21 protein-coding genes are annotated in these 21,515 nt (G+C 57.2%); 15 read left to right on the top strand and 6 right to left on the bottom strand.

What is annotated here, in order from left to right:
• The first annotated feature begins 49 nt into the window (after nucleotides 1-49).
• Nucleotides 50-1,039, top strand: a complete 990-nt coding sequence (locus tag H1D41_RS04495) for a glutathione S-transferase family protein (RefSeq protein ID WP_228847797.1) — start codon at nucleotides 50-52, stop codon at nucleotides 1,037-1,039.
• On the opposite strand, the gene H1D41_RS04490 is transcribed toward H1D41_RS04495, so the two are convergent.
• Nucleotides 1,021-1,383, bottom strand: a complete 363-nt coding sequence (locus H1D41_RS04490; protein WP_228847796.1) for a response regulator — start codon at nucleotides 1,381-1,383, stop codon at nucleotides 1,021-1,023. The genes H1D41_RS04495 and H1D41_RS04490 overlap by 19 nt on opposite strands.
• Nucleotides 1,384-1,865: 482 nt before the next feature.
• Between H1D41_RS04490 and H1D41_RS04485 the strand changes: the two genes are divergently transcribed.
• The 3 genes from H1D41_RS04485 to H1D41_RS04475 all read left to right on the top strand — a co-directional run bounded on the left by H1D41_RS04485 (nucleotide 1,866) and on the right by H1D41_RS04475 (nucleotide 5,014).
• On the top strand, nucleotides 1,866-2,843 hold the full coding sequence (locus H1D41_RS04485) for a threonine-phosphate decarboxylase (RefSeq protein WP_228847795.1): 978 nt from the start codon (nucleotides 1,866-1,868) through the stop codon (nucleotides 2,841-2,843).
• Nucleotides 2,840-3,766, top strand: a complete 927-nt coding sequence (gene cbiB, locus H1D41_RS04480; RefSeq protein ID WP_228847794.1) for an adenosylcobinamide-phosphate synthase CbiB — start codon at nucleotides 2,840-2,842, stop codon at nucleotides 3,764-3,766. The genes H1D41_RS04485 and cbiB overlap by 4 nt, the downstream gene beginning before the upstream one ends.
• 69 nt (nucleotides 3,767-3,835) lie before the next feature.
• Nucleotides 3,836-5,014, top strand: a complete 1,179-nt coding sequence (locus H1D41_RS04475; protein WP_228847793.1) for a lytic murein transglycosylase — start codon at nucleotides 3,836-3,838, stop codon at nucleotides 5,012-5,014.
• A 136-nt stretch (nucleotides 5,015-5,150) separates the two neighbouring features.
• Here H1D41_RS04475 and smc read toward each other — a convergent pair whose 3' ends face one another.
• Nucleotides 5,151-8,606, bottom strand: coding sequence for a chromosome segregation protein SMC (gene smc, locus H1D41_RS04470; RefSeq protein WP_228847792.1), 3,456 nt, complete (start codon nucleotides 8,604-8,606; stop codon nucleotides 5,151-5,153).
• Between the two features lie 226 nt (nucleotides 8,607-8,832).
• Between smc and H1D41_RS04465 the strand changes: the two genes are divergently transcribed.
• The gene (locus tag H1D41_RS04465; RefSeq protein ID WP_228847791.1) at nucleotides 8,833-9,285 is read left to right on the top strand and encodes a GNAT family N-acetyltransferase; all 453 of its coding nucleotides are present in this window, start codon (nucleotides 8,833-8,835) and stop codon (nucleotides 9,283-9,285) included.
• On the opposite strand, the gene H1D41_RS04460 is transcribed toward H1D41_RS04465, so the two are convergent.
• Nucleotides 9,286-9,594 carry a hypothetical protein gene (locus tag H1D41_RS04460; protein ID WP_228847790.1) on the bottom strand — a complete coding sequence of 103 codons (309 nt, stop codon included), beginning with the start codon at nucleotides 9,592-9,594 and terminating at the stop codon, nucleotides 9,286-9,288.
• 209 nt (nucleotides 9,595-9,803) lie between these two features.
• Here H1D41_RS04460 and H1D41_RS04455 point away from each other — a divergent pair, with 209 nt between their 5' ends.
• Together H1D41_RS04455 and H1D41_RS04450 are read left to right on the top strand one after the other, a co-directional pair.
• Complete coding sequence (locus H1D41_RS04455; protein WP_228847789.1) at nucleotides 9,804-10,208, top strand: hypothetical protein; 405 nt, start codon at nucleotides 9,804-9,806, stop codon at nucleotides 10,206-10,208.
• A 114-nt stretch (nucleotides 10,209-10,322) separates the two neighbouring features.
• Nucleotides 10,323-10,862, top strand: a complete 540-nt coding sequence (locus tag H1D41_RS04450; protein ID WP_228847788.1) for an NADPH-dependent FMN reductase — start codon at nucleotides 10,323-10,325, stop codon at nucleotides 10,860-10,862.
• Here H1D41_RS04450 and H1D41_RS04445 read toward each other — a convergent pair.
• Nucleotides 10,859-11,284, bottom strand: coding sequence for a VOC family protein (locus H1D41_RS04445; RefSeq protein WP_228847787.1), 426 nt, complete (start codon nucleotides 11,282-11,284; stop codon nucleotides 10,859-10,861). The two genes, H1D41_RS04450 and H1D41_RS04445, sit on opposite strands and share 4 nt — an antisense overlap.
• 41 nt (nucleotides 11,285-11,325) lie before the next feature.
• Between H1D41_RS04445 and H1D41_RS04440 the strand changes: the two genes are divergently transcribed.
• A complete protein-coding gene (locus H1D41_RS04440; protein ID WP_228847786.1) occupies nucleotides 11,326-12,132 on the top strand; it encodes an FAS1-like dehydratase domain-containing protein in 807 nt (268 codons plus the stop codon).
• On the opposite strand, the gene H1D41_RS04435 is transcribed toward H1D41_RS04440, so the two are convergent.
• Entirely contained in the window at nucleotides 12,129-13,178 is a 1,050-nt protein-coding gene (locus H1D41_RS04435; protein WP_228847785.1) for an NAD(P)/FAD-dependent oxidoreductase, read from the bottom strand. The two genes, H1D41_RS04440 and H1D41_RS04435, sit on opposite strands and share 4 nt — an antisense overlap.
• Nucleotides 13,179-13,237: 59 nt before the next feature.
• Here H1D41_RS04435 and mnmD point away from each other — a divergent pair, with 59 nt between their 5' ends.
• Nucleotides 13,238-13,915 (top strand): tRNA (5-methylaminomethyl-2-thiouridine)(34)-methyltransferase MnmD, encoded by a 678-nt coding sequence (gene mnmD / locus H1D41_RS04430; protein WP_228847784.1) that lies wholly within the window; start codon nucleotides 13,238-13,240, stop codon nucleotides 13,913-13,915.
• Between the two features lie 4 nt (nucleotides 13,916-13,919).
• Nucleotides 13,920-14,798 carry a DMT family transporter gene (locus H1D41_RS04425; protein ID WP_228847783.1) on the top strand — a complete coding sequence of 293 codons (879 nt, stop codon included), beginning with the start codon at nucleotides 13,920-13,922 and terminating at the stop codon, nucleotides 14,796-14,798.
• Between the two features lie 169 nt (nucleotides 14,799-14,967).
• Here the strand turns inward: H1D41_RS04425 and H1D41_RS04420 are convergent, their stop codons facing one another.
• Entirely contained in the window at nucleotides 14,968-16,938 is a 1,971-nt protein-coding gene (locus H1D41_RS04420) for a lytic transglycosylase domain-containing protein (protein WP_228847782.1), read from the bottom strand.
• A 168-nt stretch (nucleotides 16,939-17,106) separates the two neighbouring features.
• On the opposite strand from H1D41_RS04420, the gene dapA reads away from it, so the two are divergent.
• From dapA to H1D41_RS04395, 5 genes are all read left to right on the top strand, one after another.
• The gene (gene dapA, locus H1D41_RS04415) at nucleotides 17,107-17,982 is read left to right on the top strand and encodes a 4-hydroxy-tetrahydrodipicolinate synthase (protein ID WP_228847781.1); all 876 of its coding nucleotides are present in this window, start codon (nucleotides 17,107-17,109) and stop codon (nucleotides 17,980-17,982) included.
• A gap of 136 nt (nucleotides 17,983-18,118) precedes the next feature.
• Complete coding sequence (smpB, locus tag H1D41_RS04410) at nucleotides 18,119-18,601, top strand: SsrA-binding protein SmpB (protein WP_228847780.1); 483 nt, start codon at nucleotides 18,119-18,121, stop codon at nucleotides 18,599-18,601.
• A 68-nt stretch (nucleotides 18,602-18,669) separates the two neighbouring features.
• Complete coding sequence (locus H1D41_RS04405; protein ID WP_228847779.1) at nucleotides 18,670-18,888, top strand: hypothetical protein; 219 nt, start codon at nucleotides 18,670-18,672, stop codon at nucleotides 18,886-18,888.
• Nucleotides 18,889-19,280: 392 nt separating this feature from the next.
• Nucleotides 19,281-20,135, top strand: coding sequence for a 3-mercaptopyruvate sulfurtransferase (gene sseA, locus H1D41_RS04400; RefSeq protein ID WP_228847778.1), 855 nt, complete (start codon nucleotides 19,281-19,283; stop codon nucleotides 20,133-20,135).
• Between the two features lies 1 nt (nucleotide 20,136).
• Entirely contained in the window at nucleotides 20,137-21,321 is a 1,185-nt protein-coding gene (locus H1D41_RS04395; RefSeq protein WP_228847777.1) for an amino acid aminotransferase, read from the top strand.
• Nucleotides 21,322-21,515: the final 194 nt, after the last annotated feature.

Raw genomic sequence — 21,515 nt, 5'->3', positions numbered from 1 at the left:
CCACAGCTGCGTTACATTCACTGTTGGAAACACAATGCGGAGAAACAGGATGGGATTGCTTGTAAACGGCAACTGGCAGGACAGCTGGTATGACACAGCTTCTGAAGGCGGAAAATTCAAACGCCAGGAGGCCGGGTTTCGCAACTGGGTGACTGCGGATGGCAATGCCGGAGCAACCGGGCGAGGTGGTTTCAGGGCTGAAAGCGGGCGTTATCATCTTTATGTGTCTCACGCCTGCCCCTGGGCCCATCGCGCCCTGATTTTCCGCAAACTGAAAGGGCTGGAAGATCATATTGATGTCTCTGTCGTGCATCCGGATATGCTGGGGGACGGCTGGACATTTGAAACCGATGACCAGGGCGCAACCGGTGATCTGCTGATGGGGAACCGTTTTATGCGCGACGTCTATCTGCGCGACACCCCGGATGTCACGACACGTGTGACTGTGCCGGTTCTCTGGGACAAAGAAACCAACCGCATCGTTTCCAATGAAAGTTCCGAGATCATCCGCATGTTCAACAGTGCTTTTGACGGGATCACCGGGAACACCCTGGATTTCTGGCCTGAGGAGCTTCGTGGAAACATCGAGACCATCAACACGCGGATCTATTCAGATGTGAACAACGGAGTTTATAAGTCCGGCTTTGCCACCAGCCAGAACGCCTATGACGACGCGGTACACACCCTGTTTGACGCCCTGGACTGGCTGGAAGATCACCTGTCTGAAAACCGTTATCTTCTGGGGGATCAGCTGACCGAAGCGGATTGGCGTCTGTTTACCACATTGATCCGCTTTGATCCGGTCTACCATCTGCATTTCAAATGCAACCGGAATCGCCTGACGGACTTCACGAACCTATGGACCTATACACGGGAGCTGTTCCAAATGCCCGGCATCGCAGAAACGGTGAATATGCAGCATATCGTGCGGCATTATCATTACAGCCATGAAACCATTAACCCGCACCGGATCATTCCGGTGAACCCGCAGATCAACTATTCAGAACCGCACGGGCGGGATCAGGGGCTTTCGGCGTAATAGCGCACCATTTCCGTCAGATCAGCCGGTGGTGTTTCGCGCTGCACCACCGCGCGCAGATTGGGGATATGCTGAAACAGGGTGCCATCTGAAAAGAAGGAGGTATTGGTGACGAAGACCACCTGTGCATCCGGTTGACGGAAACTGGCATAGTCTGCAAGCGCAAGTGCACTGCCGTGCTCAAGCACCAGATCCAGGATGATGACTGAGAATGTTCCTGCGTTCAGTATTTCGGTTGCTGCATCCTGGCCAGTGGCCAGTGTCACATCACAACCTGCGCGTTCCAGATGCCGCTTCCAGAGCGTACCCAGCTCCAGTTTTTCTTCGACAATCAGAATACGCACACTTTCCTCCAAAACAACCTCTAAGGGTTCAAAATTTTTAACCGTTTCTGATATTCTTCGCCACCTGGACAAAAGATCAAAATCACCAGGAAAAATACTGTTTTCTCTTAACCCCTGATATTCCGGCAAAAACCTGCTCCGTTCCCTGGGAAATTTCCTCAATTCAGCTCACACCTTAAAATACGACCCAAAATTCAATGGCCCAAATGATATTCAGGTGATCAATATTGCTCTCATTTGCCCTGATTTTGTTGATGCGCTGGCGCAGATACCATATCTGATCTGAGGGCTGGCACACAGGATGTCACAATATCGAGACCTGCCGTGGGCACCTGTATGCGGCCCTATATCTTTCTGAAATAACGATTTTTGCAATTTGCAAATGAAACCGGAAACGAATCGTCTCTCAACCTTTTCTCCAGGCGAAGCTAAAGCTAAAAGTCAGCAAGCGATTCAAATTTGCTTTGTCAAAGGGCCAGGATATGCACGCCACTCAAACGGAACAGTCAAAACGTGATCATGGCGGCGGGCTTGATGCTGCCATGGCCGAATTCGGAGGTGCACGCCAGGACTGGCTGGATCTTTCCACTGGCATTAACCCGATCCCCTGGCCCCTGCCGGTGTTCACGTCCGACGCCTGGACACGTCTCCCTGACCGTCAGGCTGTGAACCTGTTATGTGACGCCGCGCGCCAGTTCTGGAACGTACCAGATGGGGCCGATATTCTGCCCTGCCACGGTGCCTCTGCAGCAATTGCGCGCCTGCCTGCCCTGATGCAAGGCGATACGGTACAGATCACCACCCCAACCTATAACGAACATGCAGCCTCTTTCCGCAATCACACATGGCAGGTGGTTGAGGACAACGCTGACACGCGCGTTGTTGTGCACCCAAATAATCCTGATGGGCGGCTGTGGCATACTGACGAACTGAACACTGACTTCACCGTGATTGACGAAAGCTTCTGTGATGTCTGCCCGGATGAAACCCATATCGCCCGCGCCGCAATCCCTGGCACCATTGTCCTGAAAAGCTTTGGCAAATTCTGGGGGCTTGCCGGATTGCGCCTAGGTTTTGCGATTGGCGATCCGAAACTGATTGCGCACCTGCGCGAAATCCTGGGGCCATGGTCTGTATCCGGCCCGGCACTGGAAGCCGGGGAACAGGCGTTGAAAGATCTGACATGGGCCCAGGAAACCCGTGCGCGCCTGGCATCAGATACGGACCGCCTGGACGCGATCATGACCGCAGCCGGGGCAGAAAACCCGCGCGGAACGACACTTTTCCGCCTGTATGAGGTTGCTGACGCGAAGGCCTTGCAAAACCACATGGCCCGACACCATATCTGGACGCGGATATTCCCTTATTCCGAAACATATATCCGGCTGGGCCTGCCCGGGCATCCCCATGAATGGGCGCAGCTGGAAACCGCAATTGCTGAGATGGAACACCTGGTATGATACCTGTACTCGCCCTTTTGCTCGACGCCGTTCTTGGTGATCCGAAGTCGCTCTGGTCCAAAATCCCGCATCCGGCGGTGGCGATGGGCCGTGTCATTGGCTGGCTGGATCAGCGCTTTAACGATGATGACGACCCAGATAGCACCCGTAAGGTGAATGGCATCCTTGTCTGTATTACCCTTGTTGTCACGGCCGGCATCCTTGGCTGCATCATCACCCATCTGCCGTTGGGCTGGTTCTGGTCTGCGCTGATCGGGGCGTTCCTGCTGGCGCAGCGTTCGCTGGTGCAACATGTGCAGGCCGTGGCTGATGGGCTGCGCATGTCCACACGCGATGGTGCAACCATGGTGTCCCGCATTGTCGGACGTGATACCAAAGATATGTCCCGCGCAGGCGTATCCCGCGCCGCCATTGAAAGCGCGGCTGAGAATTTCTCTGACGGGCTGGTGGCCCCGGTTTTCTGGTTCATCATCGGCGGTCTGCCGGGCCTTCTGATCTATAAGGTCGTGAACACCGCAGATTCCATGATCGGCTATCGCACCCCACGCCACAGTGCTTTTGGCTGGGCGGCGGCGCGTCTTGATGATGTGCTGAACTGGATCCCTGCGCGCCTGACCGCGCTGATCATTCTGGTCGCGACCCAGACCCGCACGTCTTTCAATGACATCCGTAATGATGCAATCAAACACCGTTCCCCCAACGCCGGCTGGCCCGAAGCCGCCATGGCCCGCGCCCTGAATGTCGCCCTGTCCGGCCCGCGTTCCTATGAAGGTGAAATGCGCGATTTCCCTTGGGTGAACGAAAATGGCCGCAAAGACATCGGCCCGGGCGAAGTCGAAGCTGCCTGCAATACGCTCTGGCATAGCTGGGTTGTGGTGGTTGCCATTGCCTTTGCCCTGGCAATGATCTGCGCAATCGGCTGACCCGAAATTCTTCCATAGCCCCGGCATCCCACCGGGGCTATATTTTTTGCGACCATTCAGGAGCACGTGATGCGTTTTACAACTTTGCTTGCAGGCGCTGCCCTGCTGATTTCCACCGCAACCGCCCAGGCCCAAAGCTGCGGCGGCGGTTTCAACAATTTCGTCAACGGGCTGAAACGTGAAGCCCGGCAGAAAGGTCATGATCGCGCCACTGTCGATCGCTTCTTTGCCAACGTCCGCCAGGATCAGCGCACGCTGAATGCAGATCGCTCACAAGGGGTGTTTCAGAAAGACTTTCTCGACTTCTCCCAGCGTCTGATTTCCCAGGGCCGCATCAACAATGGTCGCCGCAATGCGGAACGTTACAGCGCCGTGTTTGACAGAATGGAACGCGAATTTGGCGTGTCACGCGGCGTGCTGCTGGCCTTCTGGGCCTTTGAAACCGATTTCGGCGCTGTGCAGGGCGACTTCAACACGCTGAATTCGCTTGTGACCCTCGCCCATGACTGCCGCCGTCCGGAACTTTTCCGTCCGCAGGTGTTCGCAGCCCTGAAACTGTATGAGCGTGATAATTTTGACCCCGCCCGCACCCAGGGCGCCTGGGCCGGTGAAATTGGCATGGTGCAGATGCTGCCCGAAGACATCATCCGCAACGGCATTGATGGCGACGGAGATGGTCAGGTCAGCCTGAAAACCTCTGCCCCGGATGCACTGCTGTCCGGTGCCAATATGCTGCGCAGCCTTGGTTGGCGCGCGGGTGAACCCTGGTTGCAGGAAATCTCTGTGCCCTCTGATCTGGATTGGGCACGCACCGGCCTGAACCACACGGCGTCTGTGCGTGACTGGGAACGCATGGGCGTTCGGGCACGCGAAGGCGGCCTTGCCCGCGGCAATATGGAAGCATCCGTTCTGCTGCCTATGGGGCGCAACGGCCCGGCCTTTCTCGCCTATCCGAACTTCCACGTCTATTTTGAGTGGAACAAAAGCTTTGTCTATGTGACCACCGCCGCCTATTTCGCCAACCGCCTGGAAGGTGCAGCACGCTATAACGCCGGCAATCCAACACCTGCGCTGTCCGGTAATCAGATGGAAAGCCTGCAACGCAGGCTTCAGGCGCGCGGCCATGATGTGGGTGGTGTTGATGGCATCCTCGGCGCAAAAACCCGCGCGGCGGTGCAGGCCGAACAGATCCGCCTTGGCCTGCCTGCGGATGCCTGGCCTACAGTTGAATTGCTCAACGCCCTCTAAAAAGATCGGGGCGGTGCAACGCCGCCCCTTCATCTTGCCAAAAGTACTCCGGGGTGAACCAGCTTCCAGGAAACTGTCCGGGGGACAGTTTCGCTGGTGAACCGGCGGAGCCTTGGGGGGCTGGCCCCCGGCCTGATCACGCAACCAGGCTTTCGGCCTTCTTCAGATCGACCGACACAAGCTGACTGACACCCTGTTCCGCCATAGTCACACCAAACAGACGATCCATACGCGCCATTGTCACCGCGTGGTGGGTGATGATCAGAAAGCGGGTTTTTGTGCGGCGGCACATTTCATCCAGCAGATCACAGAATCGCGTGACGTTCGCATCATCCAGCGGCGCGTCGACCTCGTCCAGCACACAGATCGGCGCCGGGTTCGCCAGGAACACCGCAAAGATCAGCGCCATGGCGGTCAGGGTCTGTTCCCCACCGGACAGCAGCGACAGTGTCGACAGTTTTTTGCCCGGCGGCTGACACATGATCTCAAGTCCGGCTTCCAGCGGGTCATCACTTTCTACCAGCACAAGTTTTGCCTCACCACCGCCAAACAGATGGGTGAACAGCACAGAGAAGTTTGAATTCACCTGATCAAAAGCCGCCAACAGGCGTTCGCGCCCCTCTTTGTTCAGGCTGGCAATACCGGACCGCAGGGCTTTGATCGCCTCTTCCAGATCAGTCTTTTCTGTCAGCAGGGCTTCATGTTCTTCACGCACTTCGCGGCTATCTTCTTCCGCGCGCAGGTTCACAGCCCCCAGGGAATCGCGCTGGCGTTTCAGACGGTTTACATCGGCTTCAAGGTTTTCCATGCCCGGCATCTGATCCGGGTCCACTTCAAGCGTTTCCAGCAGGTCCTGAGGTGTGCATTCCAGATCTTCGTCAATGCGTTCCTGCGCGTGCTGCACCGCTTCGCGGGCGGCCTCGGCACGGGCTTCGCCACGGGCGCGGGTTTCGCGGGCTTCAGATGCTGTGCGTTCAGATGTGCGCTCGGATTCTGCTGCTTCGCGCAGGGCAGTTTCGCCTTCGGCCAGACGATCCCCGGCTTCTGCGCGGCGCTCCATCGCGTCTTCAATCGCATCGGTCAGTTCTTCGCGTTTCTCGGCCAGCTCACCCGGTGCGGCGACAGCCTCAACCAGTTCTGCTTCGGCCTTTTCGCGGCGTTCATCAATCTCATGCAACTGCTTTTCAGCCGTCGCCAGACGGTGTTTCCAGCCGGAGATTTCCTTGGTGATTTCCTGACGGCGCTTCAGACGGGTTTCACCTTCACGGCGAAGTTCATCATAGGCAGACCGCTTTGACATCATCGTCATCCGTGCGGCTTCTACCGTCATTTTCACGTCTTCAACCGAGGCCCGCGCCGCATCCAGATCACCCAACCCGGCAACCTGTTCTTCAGCTTCCTGCACGGCATGACGCGCGGCCATGGCTTCTTCTTCAAAGCGTGCCACCGCCAGACCCAGACTTTCCAGCTTACCACTGGAAATCGAAAGTTCTGCTTCGGCAAAAGACATCGCCCGCGTCGCATCCGCCATGGACCGATCCGCCATTTTGCGCGCCTCTCGCGCGGCGCGGTCAGCTTCCGCACGTTGTGACAGAAGGCGTGTCAGATCCTCATGGGCCTGCGCCGCTTTTTCCGCGCGTGCAGTGGCCTCTTCCAGGTTGCCTTTCAGTTCCGCCAGACGGTTGAGCTGCTGCAAACGCATCGCCGCCGCGGACGGTGCATCTTCCGCGCCCAGACGGAACCCATCCCAACGCCAGAGATCGCCTTCACGACTGACCAGACGTTGACCAGGTTTAAGGGCAGATTGCAGGCGTCGCCCGTCTTCAGCGGTCACAAGTCCCACCTGGGCAATCCGACGGTTAAGCACCGCGGGCACGGTGACATGCGGCGCAAGCGGCACAACCCCATCAGGCAAAGCCTGCGCCGTGTCATAGCCCGGCATTTGCGCCCAGCCGGATGCATCATCACCCGTGATTTCAGGTGCTTTCAGATCATCCGCCAAAGCCGCGCCCAGCGCAGCTTCAAAACCATCTGCAACCTTCACCGCATCCAGCAATTGACCATGTTCAGACGCATCCCGTTCCACAAGCCGCGTCAGTGCGGCAACTTCGGCCCGCAGGGCATTGGCTTCGCCTTCAGCCTCAGATCGTGCGGAGCGGGCATCACCTTCCTGTTCCTGAGCAACCTCGCGCGCTTCGTCAGCTTCCGCCAACGCAACTTCCGCCTCTTCCGCAGCTTCGCGCGCGGCCTCGGATGCTTCCATCGCGGCATCCAGAGCGTCGCGCGCCTGAACCTCTGCATCTGTCGACAGCGCCACATCCTGACGGGCGCGCTGCGCGTCGGCTTCGTTCTTCATCAGGGTTTTGCGGGTGTCTTCCAACAGACGATGCGCAGACTGGTGACGCGCGGCAAGCCGGGCCACATCTTCGGTCAGTTGCGCAAGATCATCTTCGCGTTCCTGCAAAATAGATGCACCTTCGCGGCTTTGATCTTCCGCGATATACAGTTTTTCTTCATGGCCTTCCGTGGCCTTTGCGATCTGATCTTGTTCCCATTCCAGGCGTTCAACCGTTTCGCCCGCATCCCGGTTCAGCCCGTTTTCACGGTCCTTATCCCGGGCCAGCTGTTCAATCCGACCCTCAAGCCGTTCAATCATCTGCCGCGCAGAGGCTTCCTGGTCGTTCAACGTATCACGCTGCACGGTCAGCCGTTGCAACAGCGCCGCTGCAATCGCTTCTTCTTCGCGCAGGGGTGGCAGGGCGGCTTCTGCCACTTCCCGCGCCTTCACCTGTTCACGCACCTGAAGTTCCGCCTTTGACGCCAGAACCGTGGCTTCGCGCAATTGTTCATCCGCAACCAGGCGGGCCTCATCTGCTTCTCTCCAGCGACGGAACAAAAGCATGCCCTCAGCCTTACGCAGTTCTGTGCCGATGGTGCGATAGCGTTCGGCCTGACGCGCCTGGCGGGCCAGCGTTGACAGTTGCGCCGCAAGCTGATCAATCACGTCATCCACGCGGGTCAGGTTGGTTTCTGCACCCTTCAGTTTCAGCTCTGCCTCATGGCGGCGCTGATACAGGCCGGAAATCCCGGCGGCTTCTTCAAGGATACGACGGCGCGCCTTGGGTTTTGAGTTGATCAGTTGCGCAATCTGACCCTGACGCACAAGTGCCGGGGAATGCGAACCGGTCGACGCATCCGCAAACAACATCTGAATATCGCGGGCCCGCACATCTTTGGTGTTGGCTTTATAAGCACTGCCCGCATCCCGCGTAATCCGGCGGGTGACTTCCAGGGTATCCTCATCGTTGAACCCGGCGGGGGCAAGACGTTCCCCGTTATCAATGTGCAGAACAACTTCGGCAAAGTTGCGGGCGGGCCGGGTGGATGCACCGGCAAAGATCACATCCTCCATACCGCCGCCGCGCATGGCGGACGGACGGTTTTCCCCCATGACCCAGCGCAAAGCTTCCAGCAGATTGGATTTGCCACAGCCATTTGGCCCCACGACACCAGTCAGCCCTTCCTGAATCAGAAGTTCTGTCGGATCAACGAAGCTTTTAAAGCCGTTCAGTTTTAATCGCGAAAACTGCAAATTCTGCCTGATTATGATTCTAATGGTGTGCAAGCTTGTGAACGCAGCAGGTTTGAGTCAACGCTTAAACCCTGTCCATCCCTCTCCTGGTGCAATTCATCCACAGGAATCTGACAAATGCACCACCTGCGGTTTAAGATCGCCGTGCCTGAATATTGTGCAAGCCAGATGAATTGCGTTGCAGCAGGCCAGGGAAAAGCGCCAGATCAGAGTGAAGGAGACAGACATGACCATTACCGTTGAACCTGGTGATCCCCGCGATCCTGCTGCAACCGCCCTTCTGCAACAAAGCCATGCCCTGATGCAGGAGTTGTTCCCAGCGGAAAGTAACCATTATCTGTCGATAGATGATCTCTGCGTTCCATCGGTGCATTTCTGTGTTGTACGGGTAGATGGTGACATCCGGGGCTGTGCTGCGCTTGCGGTGAAGGGTGGCTATGGTGAATTGAAGTCAATGTTTGTCGATCCCGCCGCCCGTGGCCTGAAGCTGGGTCAGCATCTGCTGGACTATATTGACAAGGCAGCACGTGATCTGAACCTGCCGGTGATCCGCCTTGAAACCGGCGACGCCCTGAAACCCGCACATAAGCTATATGAAAACCACGGCTATACTTATCGCGGGCCATTTGGTGACTATCCGGACGATCCGATCAGCCTGTTTATGGAAAAGCAGCTGTAGTCAGCCACAATCCAGCTTTGCCCGGATCAGGGCCGCATCGCCCGACATGCCGGATGGGCGCACCGAACAGCCCGAAACCTGTTCAATCGCGATGGCAGCCTTAGGGAAAATATCGCTGATGCGTGCGGGAAATTCAAACCCGGTGCGTACGGCCTGTGCGTGATCGCCACGGGTATAGACGGTGAAAGCTGAACCCTGCACCGTCACTTTCTGCCCCTGAACACCTGTCATCTGCACGCCAGGCCCCGAACAGGCCGCAATCACGTGCAAGCACAGAAGACATATCATCATACGGAATTTTAAAGACATTTTTCGCGCAACCTCTGATCTGGCCTGACCGAACCTGCCCACGGGCCTGTTAATAACTGGTTAAGCAATCAGATTTAATTCAAAGGCATCACAACTTTGACGCATTCTATCACTAACACATCAACCCTAAGTGGTATTTCAAAATAACCAGTCCACTTAACAGGTTCATGCCCTTCGGGGTCGTTATCGTAACTTTAAAGAGGAAACACATGAAACGCGCATTTTTCTTGCTGTTAGGAACTCTGCCAACCTTCAGCCCGGCCTTTGGTACTGCCGAAGAAATCATCCTGAATGAACACGGCGCTGCAGTCGAACATCATCTTACAGACGAGCTACAAGAAGGGCATCATTACGAGTGCATCTCGGAAAAGGACTCGACCCATGTCTTCACAGTCCATCAGAATGCTGGCGAAGAAGTCGGCACCTATGCGATGAATGATGAAGAAAAAGAAGTCATGATCTTTTCCGGCCTGACCACCGTCAGCTATGTCTATGTAAACAACAATTCATCCATCAATCTGACGGTCCATATGGACACTGGTAAATTTGAAGTCAGCTATGGCGGTGCGTTGTTCGGGGAAGAACACGGCACCTGCACGCCGATTGCCTCATAAGACGCAACTTCTGTGCGTGACAGCGCAATAGCTGTCCTCACGGAAAGGTTTACCTGTGCGCTCAACCCGTTCATGCTGAGCATCGTTACTCTCTCTCAGCACAGGTAAACCGATATGACTGATTTTTCTCTTCTTGGTATTTCCGGATCTCTGCGCAAAGAATCCTTTAACCGCAAACTGATCCGCGAAGCAGGTCGCCTGTCCGGCGCGACCTTCACCGAAGCCGATCTGAATGTGCCGCTCTATGACGGCGATGTCGAAGCCGCCGATGGTATTCCAGCTGGTGTTCAGACCCTCGCCAACCAGATCGCTGCCGCAGATGCCGTTGTGATTTCCACCCCCGAGTATAACCAGGCACTGTCCGGTGTTCTGAAAAACGCGCTTGACTGGGTCAGCCGTACAGAAGGCAACCCGTGGCAAGGTAAACCGGTTGCAATTGTGTCTGCCGCTGCGGGTCGTGCGGGCGGGGCGCGGGCCACCTATAGCCTGCGCCTGGCGATGACGCCATTTCAGCCACGTCTGCTGACTGGCCCCGAAATCGGAATCGCAGGCGCGATGAATGAATTTGATGAAAACGGGCAGCTGACAAATGAACGCTATGCCAAATCCCTGACGGCCCTGATGGACGCCCTGAAGGCCGAAGCAGCACGTTAAATCTGATTGGAAATCTCTATCAGGTTTCCATCCGGATCACGGATATAAATCGACATCAAAGGCCTGCTTGCCCCCGTGCGGCGCAGCGGGCCTTCTTCGATTGTGATGCTCTGCGCGTCCAGATGATCCTGCCAGGCCTTCAGATCTGTGACACTCAGAAAACACAGATCCGCCGTGCCCGGGCCTGGACGTTTTGCGTGCGGTCTAAATTCCTGCCCCGCCAGATGCAGGTTGATCTTCTGCACCCCGAACTTCAGCGCAAAGCGTCTGGACCCATCCGCAGGCTGAAATTCTTCCACCTCCATCCCCAGCACGTCCCGATAAAAGGCCATCGTGCGTTCCAGGCTGGCAACCGTCAGAACCAGATGATCGAGGGCGGTAATTTCAGGTATCTCGGACATGGGTTCAGAATAGCGGCACATCGCACAATGACAATCCGGACAACGCGACATATGCTGCGCCTATGGAACAAAATATCGGCAAAACGCTCCGCCTGAACTGTCAGCTTGATCCTGCCCGCGCAAAGGCGCTGCATGTGGTTTTGGGATGTGAAGGCAATCCCCCCAAAGCAGGTGACCCCCTGCCCGCCTTCTGGCATCAGATCTATTTCTGGGATCCTCTGCCGGAAGGTCAGCTTGGCCGTGACGGGCATACGGCAAAGGGCCAATTCATCCCGGATCTTGGCCTGCCGCGCCGCATGTGGGCCAGCGGGGCGCTGGAATTTCATGCGCCATTGCTGATTGGTCAGGAAGCGGTGAAGACCTCTGTGGTTGAAGACGTGCAGTTGAAAGATGGTCGCTCCGGCCCGCTGGGATTCTGTACGGTGCGGCATGATATTTCACAGGATGGCCAGCTTTGCGTCACAGAACGCCAGGTGCTTGTCTTCCGTGAAGATCCCGCACCAGATGCCCCGAAACCACCTTTGAAACAGGCCCGCCAGGACGAGATCCGCAAGGTCACGCAAAGCTTCAGCCCCACAACCCTGTTCCGCTATTCCGCCCTGACCCTGAACGGGCATCGTATCCATTACGACAAACCCTATGCGCAGGAGGTCGAAGGCTATCCCGGTATCGTGGTACATGGCCCGCTGCTGGCGCAGATCATGATGCAGATGGCGGCTGAGACCGGTGAATTGGCCAGATTTGAATGGCGCAACTCTGCCCCGTTCTTCGCGGGCGAGGCCGGTGATTTCTGCGCGTTCCCCGATTGCTGGCAGGTCCGTGGCGCAGATGGCCGCCTGATTGTAGAAGCCAGCGCGACGTATCGTTAAAGGTTGGCCTCAACCCGAAAATCATCAGGAATATTATCCACGCCGTCCAGCACCAGATCCGCCATAATCGTGGCGATCTTCGGGGCCATGCCAAAGCCGATCTTAAAGCCGCCGTTGCTGACAAACACATCCTGCGCGCCCGGTACAGCACCAATCATCGGCGCACGGGATTTCGCGCGTGGCCTCACCCCGGCCCAGCGCTCCACCACCTCTGCACCGCGCAGAACCGGCACCGCATTCAGAGCTTTCTCAATCACGGTTTCAAGTTGTTCATCCGTGCTGTCGGGGCTGTCAAATTCACGCTCTGAGGTCGAGCCAATCGCGACGGTCCCATTGGCATGTGGGACAATATGGACGCCATCTGAAAACAGTTGCGGCGCATCCCCTGCGTCATATTTCAGAAGCGCCCCCTGACCCTTCACACCATTGCCGACAGGTTTCTCAAACACCTCGGACAGTTCCAACAGGCCTTCGTATCCGGTGGCGTAGATCGCCTTGCCTTCTGGCTCTGGTTCCTGATCCGGGCCCAGGAACACCCCACCTTCTGCCCTGATCGCCGCCGTCAGCGCCGCGCAGGCTTTGCGTGGGCTGAGACGGGCGGTCAGCGTGTCATGGATCAGCCAGCCGCCAGGTGCGTCCGGTGCCCAGGCCCCGGCCTGAACCGCCGGGACCACATCCCAGCGCGCCTGGCCTTCCCAAAGCACTTTGGCGTTTTCCTTGCGTGACCGCGCCAGAAGCAAAGCCGCACCATCCGCAATCGGTTGCAGACGCCCGGACCGGCTGTAGCCAGGATCCATCCCCGCCGCCGCGGCGATTTCGGCCCAGAAGGGTTCCGCCATCATAAGGCTTTCAAACTGAAAGGCTTTCTTCGGGTTCCAGTTTTCCGGCACATGGGGGGCAAGCGCCCCGACAAGCCCGCCACTGGACCCGGCGCCAGGCGCACGTTTATCCCAGATCTGAACCTTCGCACCGCGTTGCACACAGCACCAGGCAAGGGTCAGCCCGGCAATTCCCGCGCCATAGATTGTCACATCTGCCATTGCCATTTTCGTGTGCTTTCGTATTGGTAAACTCTGCCTTCACCTCTGCACCTTTGGGGCCTCAGATGCAAGATACACAAGATCCACAACTTAGCTGGCGTGACGATGGCGTGCCTGTTTCAGACCGTTTTGACGATCCGTATTTCTCCGTGGTCAACGGGCTTGAGGAAACGCGTCATGTGTTTCTGGCGGGCAACGATCTGCCTGCGCGTTTCCGGGATGGGTTTCACATTGCAGAACTGGGCTTTGGCACCGGATTGAATATGCTGGCGACCTGGCTGATGTGGCAGGAAACCGGCCAGGAGGGCACGTTGCATTTCACCTCTTTTGAAGCCTTCCCCATGCAGACCACTGAAATGGAACAGGCCCTGGCCCACTTTCCCGAAGCACACGCGATTGCCGCGCCATTTCTGGAACAATGGGCCGCAGGCAAACGGGTAATTGAGATGCCCGGGCTTGTCGCAAACATACATATTGGCGATGCGCGTGAAATATTACCGGGGCTGAATTTGTTAGCAGACGCATGGTTTCTTGATGGTTTCGCACCAGCAAAGAACCCTGAACTCTGGTCTGAAGAAATTTTGCACGGGGTCGCAAACCACACAGCAGAGGGCGGGACTTTTGCCACATATACAGCAGCAGGCTTTGTGCGCCGCACATTAGACGCCGCCGGATTTGACGTGACCCGCGTGCCGGGCTTTGGCCGCAAACGCCATATGAGCACCGGGGTTTTAAGGACCTGAAAATATGAGTGAAAACAACACCCGCCTGGGCATCTGGCTGATGGTGGCCACGACCCTGGTTTTTGCGGTTCAGGATGGACTGTCGCGCCACCTGGCGGATGAATACCATGTGATGATGGTGGTGATGATCCGCTATTGGTTCTTTGCGGCTTTTGTGATTTTTCTGGCGAAGCAACAGGGGATCATGCGTGAAGCCCTGAAGACAGAACAGCTGGGCCTTCAGGTGTTTCGCGGGGTGCTTTTGGCGGGGGAAATCTGCGTCACAGTCCTGGCGTTTGTCTGGCTGGGGCTGATCGAATCCCATGCGGTGTTTGCCTGCTATCCCCTTCTTGTTGCACTGCTTTCTGGTCCGGTGCTGGGGGAACAGGTGGGGTGGAAAAGGATGGTTGCGATTGGGATTGGTTTTGTCGGAATCCTGATCATCCTGCAACCGGGCAGCGGGGTGTTTTCACCGGCGGCACTGGTACCACTTCTGGGGGCTGCGATGTTTGCGCTGTACGGGCTTCTGACGCGTTATGCGTCCCGCAAAGACAGTGCCATGGTCAGCTTTTTCTGGACAGGGATCGCAGGGGCAGTCGCGATGACGCTGGTGGGGATCTGGTTCTGGAAACCTATGGCAGGTGGTGACTGGATCTGGATGATAACCCTTTGTTTTTCTGGCGTTCTGGGGCATTGGCTGTTGATCAAATGCTATGCAGTAGCCGAAGCCAGTGCGGTGCAGCCCTTCGCCTATCTGCAGCTGGTCTGGGTCAGTATCATTGGCGTGAGCTTCCTTGGGGAGACCCTGCGCACCAATGTGATGATCGGTGCTGTTGTGGTGGTTGGCGCGGGCGTTTTTGCGCTTTGGCGGGAACGAGTGGCCGCGAAACGGGTTGCGCAATAAGTGGGGGCCAGCTCCTTCAGGGCTCCGCCCGTTCACCAGGAAACTGGCTCACCCCCGGGATATTTTCAGAACCAAAATGAGGAAATATCACCATGCACAAAGCATGCACTTTCTATGCACATCTTATGCATATCGGGCGTGCGGGGGATTACGCACCTGTTAACCGGGGTTAACGGGTGCGGCGCAATTCCTCTGACAGGCGGATCGGACTGGTCTGGCCACTTAGGCGGGCGCGATAGACCACCATGCTTTCCATCACCCGCATCACGTAATTACGGGTTTCGCGGAAGGGGATATGTTCCACCCAGTCCACCGGATCCGTGCGTTCGCGACGCGGATCACCGTAACGTTCCATCCAGCGGATCGGGCGAGACGGGCCCGCGTTGTACCCAGCAGCAACCAGCGGATAGGATGTGCCAAATTCCTCGACCAGACCTGCAAGATAGGCAGAACCCAGGCGCGCGTTATAGACCGGGTCAGCCGTGAGGCCGGACAGGTTATAGCTGACGCCAAGTTCGCCGGAGACCTGTTGTGCCGTGCGCGGCATCAGCTGCATGAGGCCGCGGGCACCAGCACCGGACACCACCACCGGATCAAATTCACTTTCGCGCCGCGCAATCGACAGAGCGAGTTCCGGCACCACGGGCAGATTGCTGTCAGTCAGCGGATGCAGCGGGTAATACGCCGCGTGCAGAGTCAGACCACGGGATGCGGCACGCTTGCCGATCATCACTGCGATATGCGGTTCCTGCAAAGCAATCGCGAGATTTCCAAGCTGACCGATTTCTTCACGTGGGAGGCTCTCTGTCAGATGGGTCAGGAAACGTTCTGACAGGGACAAATCCCCGGCCTGCTGCAACAGAAACCCCGCCTGAAAGACGGAACTTTGCAGGAAAGGCGCCTGGCGCCAGTTCGGGAAATCTTCGCCACCGATCAGGCGGGCATCCATGGCAACACCGACACGTTCAGCCGCAAGCTGGCCATAAAAGCTGGTCTGATGTTGCGCGCCAGCCCGGTAGAATTCCGCGGCGCGGGCGTCATTGCCCAGGGCTTCCTGCGCGCGGCCCTGCCAGTATCCGGCGCGGCCAAGGCTGATTGGGGTGAAGACGGCCTCTTTAAAGCGGGCGAAATGGCGGGCGGCTGTTTCTGCGTCATTCAGTTTGCGCAGAGCGATGTAGCCTGCCAGCCATTCAAGATCGGCGTAATTGCTGCCGGAAGACATGCCGTGGGTCGCGGCCAGGCGATAGGCGGCGCGGTTTTTACCATCGCGCATCAACTGGCGGGCAATGGCGCGTTGCCAATGGCCCCAGCGGTTGGCTTCGCCGGTGCCTGCACTGCTGCCGGCCTGTGAAATGGCCATTTCAGCGGCGCTGTCATAACGGCCCTTGCGGGCGCGCCAGGTGAAGCGTTCCCAGGCCAGACCCGGATCGTTTTGCAGGCTTGCGGGAATGGCGTTGATAAAGCCATCAACGCCGTCTTCATCAAAGCGCAGCGCCATACGTGCGCTGGCGAGGGCTTGCCAGCCTTCAGACACGAGGGGGCGCATTTTTGCGATCTCGCCGCGATCGGCACGCCAGAGGAAATGATCAAGGCGTGCGGCGTGATGATCCGCCAGCAGGTTGCCGTAACGGCCCAGGAAGATCTCGCGGTCTTCGTCTTCTTTCACTGGCAGGCTTTGCCAGGCAGATACGATCGCCGCGCGGGCATCATTGGGGTTGCCGGTTTCCCGCAGGGCGCGGGCGTAATAGAGCGCACCATGGCCGGTCTGTGGTTTCTGATCTTCAAAATAAGCGATGACCTGACGCAGAGGCGTGTTTTCATCAATGCTGGCTTCGCCCCGGCGGCGCATAAGTTTCAGGCCGGGCCAGTCGGACCGGCGGGCCAGAAAATCACGATATTCCGAAAAAGACCCGTCGGGCGACCGCAGGCGCAGCCACTGGATTACATCACGCCCGACGTCGCCTGAGGCACGTGAGGCGGATAGGGCGGCGGACCAGTCTTTTTCTGCTGCAGCTTCAAGCCCGCGGGACAGGGCTGCCGCCTGCTGACGGTTTTGCGCCTGAGCGTGACCCGGGGTCAGCATCGGGGTCAGAATCACGGCCAGACACAGGGTCAGGGTGAAGCGAAAGATTGATCGCACGGCTCATTTCCTCATTTTGCGCAGAATCGCGCTGTTTTGGCGGTAAATCTAGCGCATCTCCCCCTTTCCACAAATCACAATCCCGGATAGAGAGTTCGCGCGGCACCGATCCGCCGCGAGAAACAACATCTATGGCGATATATCGCCCGCAACAAAAGGAAGCGTATCATGTTTACTGGCTCTCTGCCCGCACTGGTTACGCCGTTGAAAGACGGCCAGGTGGATTTTGTTGCGCTTAAGAAACTTGTGAAATGGCATATTGCTGAAGGCTCCGACGGTCTTGTGCCTGTGGGGACAACCGGCGAAAGCCCGACCCTGACCCATGACGAACATGAGGCCGTGATTGAGGCTGTTGTTGAAGTTGTGGCTGGCCGTATCCCGGTGATTGCCGGTGCCGGGTCCAACAACACCGTGGAAACCGTGCGGTTCCTGCAGCATGCGGAACGTGTGGGTGCGACGGCTGGTCTGGTTGTGACGCCTTATTACAACAAGCCAACCCAGCGCGGCCTGTATGCGCATTTCAAAGCGGCGCATGATGCCTGCAATCTGCCCATCGTAATTTACAACATCCCGGGCCGTTCCGTTGTTGATATGACACCGGAAACCATGGGTGAGCTGGCAAAGCTGCCGCGTATTGTTGCTGTGAAAGATGCCACCGGTGACATCGCCCGCGTCAGCCAGCAGCGCGCAAGTTGTGGTGCAGATTTCATTCAGCTGTCCGGTGAAGATGCCTCTGCCCTGGGGTTTAATGCCCATGGTGGTGTTGGCTGTATTTCGGTGACAGCGAATGTTGCGCCACGTCTGTGTGCGGAATTCCAGGCGGCGACGCTGGCCGGGGATTACGCAAAGGCGCTGGAATATCAGGACAAGCTGATGCCCCTGCATGAGGCAATCTTTGTCGAGCCTGGCCTGACCGGTGCGAAATACGGCCTGTCAAAGCTGAGTCTGTGTTCTGAAGAGGTGCGCTCGCCGCTGACCGGGCTTCTGGATGAGACCAAAGCCCAGATTGATGCTGCTATGCGTCATGCAGGCCTGATCAACTGATCTGCCCATATCTGACAGGCCGCGGGGGCCAGCCCCCGCACCCTCGCGATATTTTCGCTGATAAGAAAGACAAAGGGTGCCCGGTCTCTGCCAGGTGCCACTTTACACCCGTGATCTGAACGCATAGATCATCCCTATGGCTAAGAAACCCAAGACCGCAGAAGAAAAGAACTACAAGGTGATCGCCGAGAACCGGCGCGCACGCTATGACTATGCCATCGAAGATGACATTGAATGCGGTGTTGTGCTTGAAGGGTCTGAGGTGAAATCCATGCGGGTGGGCCAGACCAATATCGCCGAAAGCTATGCGGCGGTTGAGGAAGGCGAGCTTTGGCTGATCAACAGCTATGTCGCGCCCTATAAGCAGGCGGTGATGTTTGGCCATGAAGAGAAACGTCGCCGTAAACTCCTGGTGTCTCGCAAAGAGCTGTCCAAGCTCTGGCAGGCGACGTCACGCCAGGGGATGACGCTTGTGCCGCTGGTGATCTATTTCAACCATGTCGGTCGCGTGAAGATTAAGATCGGCGTCGCCAAAGGTAAGAAGAACCACGACAAGCGGGCAACCGAGGCCAAGCGCGACTGGGGCCGTCAGAAGCAGAGACTTCTGAAAGAAGGATGAAACCAACCCGGGCAATGCACACATCCATCAGGGAACACTTTGTGATCTCTGGTCGTGGGGTCATTATCATGACTGACGGCACAAGTGATCTTCCTATAGGGACGCCTCTTTTGGCGACTGTTGTACTTCCCGATGGCTCAGAGCATTTTTTTGAGGCCTGGAAAGAATGGCTTCACCGAAGGCAGCCGCAATGCAAAGAGAGCGAAGCCTTCCTGCTGCAGGGCGCTCACATCGAACAAGTGCCCATTGGGGCCGATGTCATGCTCAGTGAAAAAGAAACCGGGTAACCTATTGAGGGAAAACCCGTGACCTTTTCCCCTCAAAAAACCTGTCACGCATTTGCTACATCGCCCCCAATAAACCGGCTGAAGCCGGGCTGTTGTCAGCCGTGTCGGGGAATAGATGCGGCTGGCGGGTTCTGAAACGACAGGACCAGGCGGAAAGGTAAAGGCGGATTTATCGCAACGGCAGTTTACGGTGGCTCTCTCATGGGGGCGTCGTCCTTCCGGGGAAATCATCGCCGGTTAAGGTGCAATGGGCGCAGAGACTTTCCAGTCTCTGCGTCTTTTTGTGTCTGAGAGCTGAATAAATCCGTGTTTTTCTTGCGCCCCGGTTTTCATAGGAGTAGGCAGAGAAAAAGCGCCGTCTGTTGGCGCAAGTGCTATGCCGGGGGTAGAATATGACTGCAGATGATCCGAAAACACTCGTGTCGACCGACTGGCTGGCGAAACATATCAAGGACCCGGATCTGCGCATTATTGATGCAAGCTGGTATATGCCTGCGGAAGAACGCAATCCGCGCGCGGAATATGAGGAATGCCATATCCCGAACGCGCGTTTCTTTGACATTGATGCGATCTGTGATCCGCGATCTGAGCTGCCCCATATGGCCCCGCCGGTGGAACTGTTTATGTCGCGTATGCGCGCCATGGGCGTGGGTGACGGGCACCAGGTTGTGATCTATGACGGGGCCGGTCTGTTTTCAGCGGCCCGTGTCTGGTGGCTGTTCCGTCTGATGGGCAAGACCGATGTTGCTGTGCTGGATGGTGGCCTGCAGAAATGGAAGGCCGAGGGCCGCCCGGTGGAAGATCTGCCGCCCATCGTGCGGGATCGTCACATGACCGTGCAGCGCCAGGCGCATATGATCAAGGATGTGACCCAGGTGGCGGCGGCGTCTAAGTTGCAGGATTACACGATTGTGGATGCACGTGCTGCCGGTCGTTTTTCCGGTCTGGAAGCGGAGCCGCGTGAGGGCCTGCGGTCTGGTCGTATTCCGAATTCAAAGAACATCCCGTTCGCGACTGTGCTGAACGACGACAAAACCATGAAATCCCCTGCTGAGATCAAGGCTGTGTTTGAGGCCGCCGGTGCGGATCTGAACAAACCGGTGATTGCCAGCTGCGGTTCCGGTGTGACGGCTGCTGTGCTGTGCCTTGCGCTGGAACGTATGGGGAAAAAAGATCATGCGCTCTATGATGGCTCCTGGGCCGAATGGGGTATGTATTCAGACCTGAAAGTGGAAAGCGACGCATAAGATGCTGACGAACCTGAAAGACCAGCCCGCGGATAAAATCCTGGCCCTGATGGCCGCCTATCGTGAAGACCCGCGCGATAATAAAATCGACCTGGGCGTCGGTGTGTATAAAGACGCAACCGGCAAGACGCCTGTGATGCGTGCTGTGAAAGCCGCCGAGAAGAAGATCTGGGAAGAACAGGACAGCAAGTCTTACACCGGGCTGGCCGGTGATCCGGCCTATGGCGATGCGATGGTGGACCTGGTTCTGGGGTCTGCTGTGGCGCGTGGCAATGTGGCGGCGGTGGCAACACCTGGCGGCACCGGCGCAATCCGTCAGGGGCTTGAGCTGATCAAAATGGCGGCACCCGGCGCGACTGTCTGGCTGTCTGCCCCGACCTGGCCGAACCATCCATCCATTGTGAAATACCTTGGCATGCCGATGGCGGAGTATCGCTACCTGAATGACGATACCCCGACTGTGAATTTCGACGGTATGATGGAAGACTTGCAGGGCGCGAAAGCGGGCGATGTGGTGTTGCTACACGGCTGCTGCCACAACCCGACCGGCGCGAACCTGACACTGGCGCAATGGGCCGAGGTGATTGCCCTGCTGCAGGAACGTGAGTTGACCCCGTTTGTTGACATTGCCTATCAGGGCTTTGGTGATGGCCTGGAAGATGATGCGGCAGCTGTGCGTATGGTCGCCTCTGAAGTGCCGGAATGCATCATTGCCGCAAGCTGTTCCAAGAACTTTGGCATCTACCGCGAACGCACGGGCATTCTGATGGCGATTTCTCAGGATGATGCGTTGCAGGGGCGTGCACAGGCAAACCTCGCCTTCCTGAACCGTCAGAACTATTCCTTCCCGCCGGATCATGGCGCACGCATTGTGGCGACGATCCTGAATGACGCGGACCTGAAGGCTGACTGGATGGCCGAGCTGGAAGAGATCCGTCAGGGCATGCTGGGTCTGCGTGAAGCGCTGGCGGCGGAACTGAAACGTCTGTCAAATTCCGACCGTTTTGAATTCCTTGCGCAACATCGCGGTATGTTTTCACGCCTTGGCGCGACACCTGAACAGGTGGAAAAACTGCGTGCCGATCACGGGATTTACATGGTTGGTGACAGTCGCCTGAACATCGCGGGCCTGAACGCACAAACCATTCCGGTGCTGGCAAAAGCGATCATCGACTGCGGGATCTGATTTTCCGGATTTTATGAAACAGAACCGCCGTATCTGAGGAAGATGCGGCGGTTTCTTTTTTGCCTCAAAGGCTGACAAAGCCGGTTTTCCGGTTTTCCGGTTTTCCGGTTTTCCGGTTTTCCGGTTTTCCGGTTTTCCGGTTTTCCGGTTTTCCGGTTTTCCGGTTTTCCGGTTTTCCGGTTTTCCGGTTTTCC

Source organism: Halocynthiibacter styelae (assembly GCF_016123485.1).
GTDB classification, from domain to species: Bacteria; Pseudomonadota; Alphaproteobacteria; order Rhodobacterales; family Rhodobacteraceae; genus Halocynthiibacter; species Halocynthiibacter styelae.
Note: the sequence above shows the minus strand (reverse complement) of the source record. Positions and strands in the feature narration are given on the sequence as shown.